The following is a 7,705-nucleotide window of genomic DNA, read 5'->3' on the forward strand; positions in this document are numbered from 1 at the left end:
GGCTGCTTTTCGTTTATGCCTTTGCTAAATACGCCGCAAGGCCGACGTTAGCAAAGGTTTAATCACGAGGTCAGTATGGCAACAAAAACGGGTTTGCAATTTACATTTGAAGTCGATGGGCTAGAGGCTGATGCCTTTGCCGTTACGCAATTTTCAGGCACTGACAACCTGTCTATGCCTTTCGCCTTTACCATCGACTTAGCCAGTCGTCACCCGGCCTATACGCCGCAAGAAACCGTCGATAACACGGCCACGCTCACGGTCTGGCGAGACGGTGAGCAGCAACAGCAATGGCATGGCATTATTCGACGTTTTACCCAAGGTGACACAGGCCATCACCACACCTTGTATCAGGTAGAGTTTGTACCGCCAGCAGCCCGCCTCGCGTTGCGCCATAATAGCCGTATCTTTCAAACACAAACGGTGCCTGAAATTATCTCGGTGATATTACAAGAATTAGGGATTACTGATGTTGATTTCGTTTTAACGCGAGATTACGTGCCGCGTGAATATTGCGTCCAGTACCGTGAAACAGATTTAGCCTTTATCGACCGCATTGCCGCAGAAGAAGGCCTGTTTTACAGCTTTGTCCATGATAATAAAAAGAATTCCCTGCGCTTTTCTGATGACACCCAAAGTGCCGCTCGACTGGCGGCACCACTGCCTTATAACAGCCGCAGTGGTGGGCAAAGTGGCGTGCCTTTTGTGCGCACCTTTGCTCGCCATACGCAAATGCGCCCATCGTCTGCGCAACTCAAAGATTACAGTTTTAAAAAGCCGGCTTATAGCTTCTTACAAACAGCCAATGCGAAAGAAGCCGATTACCAGCAAGCCAATTACGAACATTACGATTACCCAGGGCGTTACAAAGACGATGCCAGTGGTAAGCCGTTTACTTCTTTTCGACTCGAATCATTACGTCGTGATGCCAATACAGCCTATGGTGAAAGTAACATCCACGGTTTAATTGCTGGGGTGAACTTTGCCTTGCAAGAGCACGATGATGAGCAATGTAATGACGAATGGCTCGTGGTGGCGGTTAACCATATGGGCACGCAACCGCAAGCATTAGAAGAAGCTGGAGGACAAGGTGTAACGACCTACAACAATGATTTTATTGTGATACCCGGTCATCGCCCATGGCGAGCCCCTTACACGGCTAAGCCTCGTGTTGATGGCCCACAAATTGCGATGGTTGTGGGCCCTGAAGGCGAAGAGATTTACTGTGATGAATACGGTCGCGTAAAAGTCCAGTTCCCATGGGACCGATACAGCAACAGTGATGATAATGCGAGTTGCTGGATACGTGTCTCCCAAGGTTGGGCGGGGAGCCAATATGGCATGGTCGCACTGCCGCGTATTGGTCATGAAGTGATTGTTAGTTTCTTAGAAGGTGACCCAGACCAACCGATTATCACTGGCCGCACTTACCATGCGACCAACAAGCCCCCTTACCCGTTACCAGCCAATAAAACCCGTACGGTATTGCGCACGGAAACGCACCAAGGTGATGGCTATAACGAGCTGCGCTTTGAAGATCAAGCAGGCAAAGAAGAAATCTACGTTCACGCGCAAAAAGACGTGAATACCTTGGTGGAAAACGATCGCAAAGACGACATCAAACACGATTTGCACCTTGATGTAGACAATGAACGCTTCACCCACATTAAAGCCCACGACCACCTAACCGTCGACGGTGAAAGCCGTACTCATGTAAAAGCCGATCAAACCGTTGCGGTTGATGGCAGCTTACACATGAAACAAGGCCAAGCCTTACTGGTGGATGCAGGAAATGAAGTGCATTTGAAAGGCGGCACAAAAGTGGTGATAGAGGCAGGCGCAGAGCTGACCTTAAAAGCCGGCGGCAGCTTCATCAAAATCGACGCATCAGGCGTATCGCTCTCAGGAGCGGCAGTCAACATCAATGCAGGTGGCAGTGCGGGCAGTGGTAAGGGATATGGCGGTATTGCTCCGTTACTTCCGGGAGAAGTTGAACTTGCAACAACATTAGCACCGACAGTAACAGTCCCCATTGCCGCATTTATGAAAGCAGAAAAAGCCAATGTACCATTGGTAAAAGCCTGCCCTCTGGCGGAGAAAAGCGAATGTTGAGCAAAATAGAAAATATTCACCCGTTATATTGGGTTGTTAATCATGAATCATATAAAGAAGTCTTAAACTCTAATGCCAGCTATTTGGAAAGTGCAGAGCCTTTATTTACGACTGACTATTTTCATAATTTGGTCGACGTGTCTCCATGGGTCATTAAAATCACGAACAATCATAAGAGCCTAAATGAAGCGTTATTGACTAAAGGTATCATGTTTGAAGCCCCCTTGTATGAAATGTTGATTGCCCATTTACGTTCACTGTTAATGGCTGGCTATCAAGGTGAAAGTGTCATGTTTCGCTTTTATGACCCGGGCATATTTAATGCGGTATATCAAAACAGTACCTTAGAGCGTCGTGTACTCTTTATGGGAGCTGCACATCGTGTTCATATGACAATCAATGGCGAACAAACCTGTTTGGAAAATCCTTATCAAGATCAGTTTTCTCTTCAACAGGCACCGTGGTGGGTACTCAACGATGAAGACTTTTCTGAACTTTATAACATTAATAACCACGCCTATTGTGTTTCAAGGAGACTTTGGCAAAGCGTACCTGAATTAATGGAAAAATTGAGTAAGAAAGAGTCGGATTTAACGGCTTTATTTCATCAAGGTAGCCTATCGATAGAAAGAGAGTCATTAGAGTTTTGGACCATCGCTCAACTGATAGTTACGACCCACACACCCTCATCTTTGGTCATAGAACAATTACGTTTAGACAGTGATGAGCAAAAAGAGCTGCAATATTGGTTAGGGAAAATCTCATGAGTAATCCTACAGGCGCAAGTCCATTTTGTATCCCATGTGAACGTTCAGAGAATTGGATTGAATTTCTGTTCGTCGATGAACACAACGTGCCTTTTAAAAATATCCAAGGTCAATTGACTGATGCTTCCGGTGCCACCATTAAGATACAGCTCAAAGATGAGCCGACTCTAGTGAAAACACTGGCCCCTGGCCCAGTCACGTTAATGTTTGATAATGTTGCATGGTTAAACGAATCACAACAACGAACATCACTTGAAGAGGCGGAAGAGGAAACGGTCAGTAAACGCCTTGAATCTGTAGGCTATGACAGCAGTTCCAAAAAGCTCATTACAGCCACCGCAGGAGACTTTGTTGAACTACAATCAGGACAAGTGCTTCCACCTAAACACGTCGCTGAAGCTGAAGGTGAGGTGACATTAATTACGAATAATAGTTATGTTATCAAAATCAAGGGGTTTAATTATATAACCCTTCGGGTCGGCCTGTTTTTCGATGGTACAGCCAATAACACATACAGCTCTGATTGGGGGCTCGAGCAAATTAAGCGTTATAACCCAATGTGGCAATCGCGTTTTGAAACTGCTAGCCATAATGGTTCAGTTCCGATAAAAGATTTAGATGACCGATGCTTTCAATTTCCTCAAAATGAAAAATTTTGCATCCCGGTTGAAAATAAACCGGATGAAAACCAGTGTGTCGAGGTTTATGAAGTTACCAGTAGCGCTGCTAATGAACATACAAATATTCAGAAATTATTTGAACGTTATCCAGATGGGCGAAAACCGAATATGGAAGAGCGAATTGCCTATCATAGTGAATATGTGACGGGAATTGGCACTGGTAACAGCACTGATATTGCTCCGGCTGATGAATCTTTACTTGGTCAAGGACTCGGCATTGGCGATTATGGTGTCACTCAAAAAGCGGAAACTGGGATTAAACAGTTATGTGGAAGCCTGAAAGATATACGCCCCATATTATTAGAGGTTTTTGATAAATTTGATGGTATTAAAAAGATCGAGTTAGATGCGTGGGGATTTAGTCGAGGCGCAGCTGCGGCACGCCATTTCATCAACCTTGTGTTAGAAGGCGTTGATGGTATTTTTGTTTCTCAAATAACACAAGCTTGTCAAGATAATAACATCAACTTTGCTGTTAACTTTGACTGGCAAGACAATCGCTATTGTGAAATCACCTTCGCGGGCATTTTTGATACTGTCGCAGCAATCACAGACTTCACTAAAGCTGATTTCTCGCCACATAACGACAAAACGGGAAACGTGAAATTATGGTTAGACCCCGCTCGTGTTAAACATGCCGTTCACTTAACGGCCCATCGAAAAGCGGAATACCGTTACAATTTCTGTCTCAATAAATTTAACTCGGCGTCTAATTTTATTGAGCTTGAAGTCCCGGGGTGTCACTCAGACATCGGCGGTGGTTATTATGCATCTGCGACATTCGATAAAGGTTATCTATTACCGCTACTGGAAAATAAGTGTGTGAAAACGCTGACTCAAAGAGGTCGTTTCGATAATAGTGAATTACGCAAAATCCAGACACGTTTTGAAGATTATCTTCAACAACACAAAGAAAAAGAAATCGCAATGGGCTGGAAAGATAGTCATTTTATGATGCGCACCTATGTAACAAACTGGGGCAAAAATCAGAAGCAGATATCAACCAAATTATATTACCGCCGCGTTGTACAGGGCGACCTTTCTCGATTGTATTTACGCCTTATGTACGGCCTAGCCTGCCATTATGGGGTGCCATTGGATGATAAGGTCGAGGATATGACTATATGGAACAACAAAGATTTTCCTACCTATATCGTTCCTCAAACAGTAGGCTCAATCCCTTTTGGTCGAGATTGCGAAACAATCCTAAAAGACGCTAAAAATGGGGAAATAGATAAAATTATTAAATCGTTGTGTAACGATGAACGTTTACACGATTTTATGCAAAACGAGCTGATTCACCATTCTGCTGATGGGGGGATAGCTAATCATCCATTTTATAATGACGATGACAGTATTGCCTGTCGTCAAATATTCGAATGTAAACAAGGACAGTAAATGAAAAAGATCATATCAACAGGAGTACTCTGCCTATTACTGGCTGGTTGTAGCATGATGAATAGAGAACGCGTACCTGATGAAGTTCCGAGTTGGACTGTGGCTTATGCTATGCCATCATTTTATCCAGTCAGAGTCACTAAAGCATATGGTATTAATACGCAAGAAGATTGGACCTCTATTTTACACACTCATAGTCAATTTATGACGGTTAGTGACTTCAACCGTATTAAGGGCTTTTTACCTGATTATAATGGCTATGGATTACCACTCTACTTTACTACGATGGGCGGGTATAGACAAATTCGACCTACCAATCATTTACCCGATAAAGTCGTGCTTTACTGGACATCCCTTTTTAACGCGAAGTTCTATATTACTGAATTAGATGTTACCCAAAAAATGAAAGCGCTGATGTATAAACAACAAAACCATGTTGAGGCTGATGGAATAAACCGAACCTGCTACCAAACGACATTTGATTTTGGCTTCTTACCAAATGGACAAGTGAAAGTGTGGCTTGAAGGGTGTGGCAAGTATACGTACGTTACTGAGCTATCGCCAACTAGCACACCCGAAACGGACTATAACGGAAGTACTTACTCTGATCACAACCAGACAAGAAACTCTGTACTTAAAAGAGCTAAAAAGGCTAACGCAACCTTAACGCCTATCCCTTGGGACAAGGTAAATAAGGTTTATACATCTAATCATTTTACTGTTGACCAGCTTCATTAATATTGGCCTACCGCCTCACAGAAACCAGTGAGGCGCTCAATTAAAAATCTAGATTAAGCGTTCCTTAAACAAAGACTGTAAATGAAAAATATTATATCAACAGGGGTGCTCTGCCTATTACTGGCTGGTTGTAGCATGATGAATAGAGAACGCGTACCTGATGAAGTTCCGAATTGGACTGTAGCTTATGCTATGCCATCATTTTATCCAGTCAGAGTCACTAAAGCATATGGTATTAACACGCAAGAAGATTGGACCTCTATTTTACATACTCATAGTCAATTTATGACTACCAGTGCATTAAAACGTATAAAAGAGTTTTTACCCAACTATGATGGTTATGGGTTACCTCTCGCTTTTGCTACTATGGGAGGAGCTTCACAAATCCAACCTACCAATCATTTACCCGATAAAGTCGTGCTTTACTGGACATCCCTTTTTGACGCGAAGTTCTATATTACTGAATTAAATATCACCCCAAAAATGAAGGCGCTGGCTTATAAAAAGCAAAGTTACACTAGACCAGAAGATGGAAGGCGTAAAACTTGTTACCAAACGACATTTGATTTTGGCTTCTTACCAAATGGACAAGTGAAAGTGTGGCTTGAAGGGTGTGGCAAGTATACGTACGTTACTGAGCTGTCACCAACTAGCACACCCGAAATGGACTATAAAGGAAATTCATCAACTGCCTACAAGCATGATTATGAAGACGAGTTAAATATTAGAGCTAAAAATGCTAACGCAACCCTAAGACCTATCCCTTGGGACAAGGTAAATAGCATTTATACATCAAAGAATTATATTGTAGATCAGCTTCATTAATATTGGCCTATCGCCTCACAGAAATCTGTGAGGCGCTCAATTAAAGAGCTAGATTCAGCGTTCATTAAACAAGGACAGTAGATGAAAAAGATCATATCAACCGGAGTACTCTGCCTATTACTGGCTGGTTGTAGCATGGTGAATAGAGAACGCGTACCTGATGAAGTTCCAAATTGGAGAGTTGGTTATACAATGCCATCACTTTACCCTGTCAGAGTCACTAAAGCATATGGTATAAACACGCAAGAAGATTGGACTTCTATATTGCATACTCATAGTCAATTTATGACTGTAAGTGCATTAAAGCGTGTGAAAGAGTATTTACCCAACTATGATGGTTATGGATTACCACTTCATCTTTTTACAACAGCTAGTTACTCTCAAGTACAATATACAAATCATCTACCCGATAAAGTCGTGCTTTACTGGACATCCCTTTTTGACGCCAAGTTCTATATTACTGAATTAGATGTCACCCCAAAAATGAAAGCGCTGATGTATACACAACAGCATCATGTGGAATCTGACGGAATAAAACGTACTTGCTATCAAAGTCAATTTGATTTTGGTTTCCTACCAAATGGACAAGTGAAAGTGTGGCTTAAGGGTTGTGGTAAGTATACGTACGTTACTGAATTGTCACCAACGAGCACACCCGAAACGGACTATAACGGAAGTACTTACTCTGATCATAACCAGACAAGAAACGCTGTACTTAAAAGAGCTAAAAAGGCTAACGCAACCTTAACCCCTATCCCTTGGGACAAGGTAAATAAGATATATACATCTAAACATTTTACTGTTGACCAGCTTCATTAATATTGGCCTATCACCTCACAGAAATCTGTGAGGCGCTCAATTAAAGAGCTAGATTCAGCGTTCATTAACAAGGACAGTAGATGAAAAAGATCATATCAACAGGAGTATTCTGCCTATTACTGGCTGGTTGTAGCATGATGAATAGAGAACGCGTACCTGATGAAGTTCCGAGTTGGACTGTGGCTTATGCTATGCCATCATTTTATCCAGTCAGAGTCACTAAAGCATATGGTATTAATACGCAAGAAGATTGGACCTCTATTTTACACACTCATAGTCAATTTATGACGGTTAGTGATTTTAAGCGTATAAAGGGCTTTTTACCTAATTATGATGGTTATGGTATGCCATTAAGAAGTTATTCTA

6 protein-coding genes and 1 pseudogene are annotated in these 7,705 nt (G+C 42.4%); all 7 read left to right on the forward strand.

The window, feature by feature from the left end:
• Positions 1-75 precede the first annotated feature (75 nt).
• Positions 76-2,112 carry a type VI secretion system tip protein VgrG gene (gene tssI, locus C9J46_RS19795; protein ID WP_107291409.1) on the forward strand — a complete coding sequence of 679 codons (2,037 nt, stop codon included), beginning with the start codon at positions 76-78 and terminating at the stop codon, positions 2,110-2,112.
• On the forward strand, positions 2,106-2,879 hold the full coding sequence (locus C9J46_RS19800; protein WP_107291410.1) for a DUF4123 domain-containing protein: 774 nt from the start codon (positions 2,106-2,108) through the stop codon (positions 2,877-2,879). The genes tssI and C9J46_RS19800 overlap by 7 nt, the downstream gene beginning before the upstream one ends.
• Positions 2,876-4,957 carry a phospholipase effector Tle1 domain-containing protein gene (locus C9J46_RS19805; protein ID WP_107291411.1) on the forward strand — a complete coding sequence of 694 codons (2,082 nt, stop codon included), beginning with the start codon at positions 2,876-2,878 and terminating at the stop codon, positions 4,955-4,957. Before C9J46_RS19800 ends, C9J46_RS19805 begins: the two co-directional genes overlap by 4 nt.
• Positions 4,958-5,695, forward strand: a complete 738-nt coding sequence (locus C9J46_RS19810; protein WP_107291412.1) for a DUF2931 family protein — start codon at positions 4,958-4,960, stop codon at positions 5,693-5,695.
• A gap of 81 nt (positions 5,696-5,776) precedes the next feature.
• Positions 5,777-6,520 (forward strand): DUF2931 family protein, encoded by a 744-nt coding sequence (locus C9J46_RS19815; protein WP_107291413.1) that lies wholly within the window; start codon positions 5,777-5,779, stop codon positions 6,518-6,520.
• Between the two features lie 81 nt (positions 6,521-6,601).
• A complete protein-coding gene (locus tag C9J46_RS19820; protein WP_107291414.1) occupies positions 6,602-7,339 on the forward strand; it encodes a DUF2931 family protein in 738 nt (245 codons plus the stop codon).
• Positions 7,340-7,419: 80 nt separating this feature from the next.
• Positions 7,420-7,705, forward strand: a pseudogene (locus C9J46_RS19825) (DUF2931 family protein); the annotation flags it as partial.

The organism is Photobacterium sp. GB-36 (assembly GCF_003026135.1).
Taxonomy (GTDB): domain Bacteria; phylum Pseudomonadota; class Gammaproteobacteria; order Enterobacterales; family Vibrionaceae; genus Photobacterium.

Bases quoted from the DNA above. Each gene is read 5' to 3' on its own strand.
- C9J46_RS19820 (WP_107291414.1), top strand. From the start codon at position 6,602: ATGAAAAAGATCATATCAACCGGAGTACTCTGCCTATTACTGGCTGGT.
- C9J46_RS19815 (WP_107291413.1), top strand. From the start codon at position 5,777: ATGAAAAATATTATATCAACAGGGGTGCTCTGCCTATTACTGGCTGGT.
- C9J46_RS19805 (WP_107291411.1), top strand. From the start codon at position 2,876: ATGAGTAATCCTACAGGCGCAAGTCCATTTTGTATCCCATGTGAACGT.
- C9J46_RS19800 (WP_107291410.1), top strand. From the start codon at position 2,106: ATGTTGAGCAAAATAGAAAATATTCACCCGTTATATTGGGTTGTTAAT.
- C9J46_RS19810 (WP_107291412.1), top strand. From the start codon at position 4,958: ATGAAAAAGATCATATCAACAGGAGTACTCTGCCTATTACTGGCTGGT.
- tssI (WP_107291409.1), top strand. From the start codon at position 76: ATGGCAACAAAAACGGGTTTGCAATTTACATTTGAAGTCGATGGGCTA.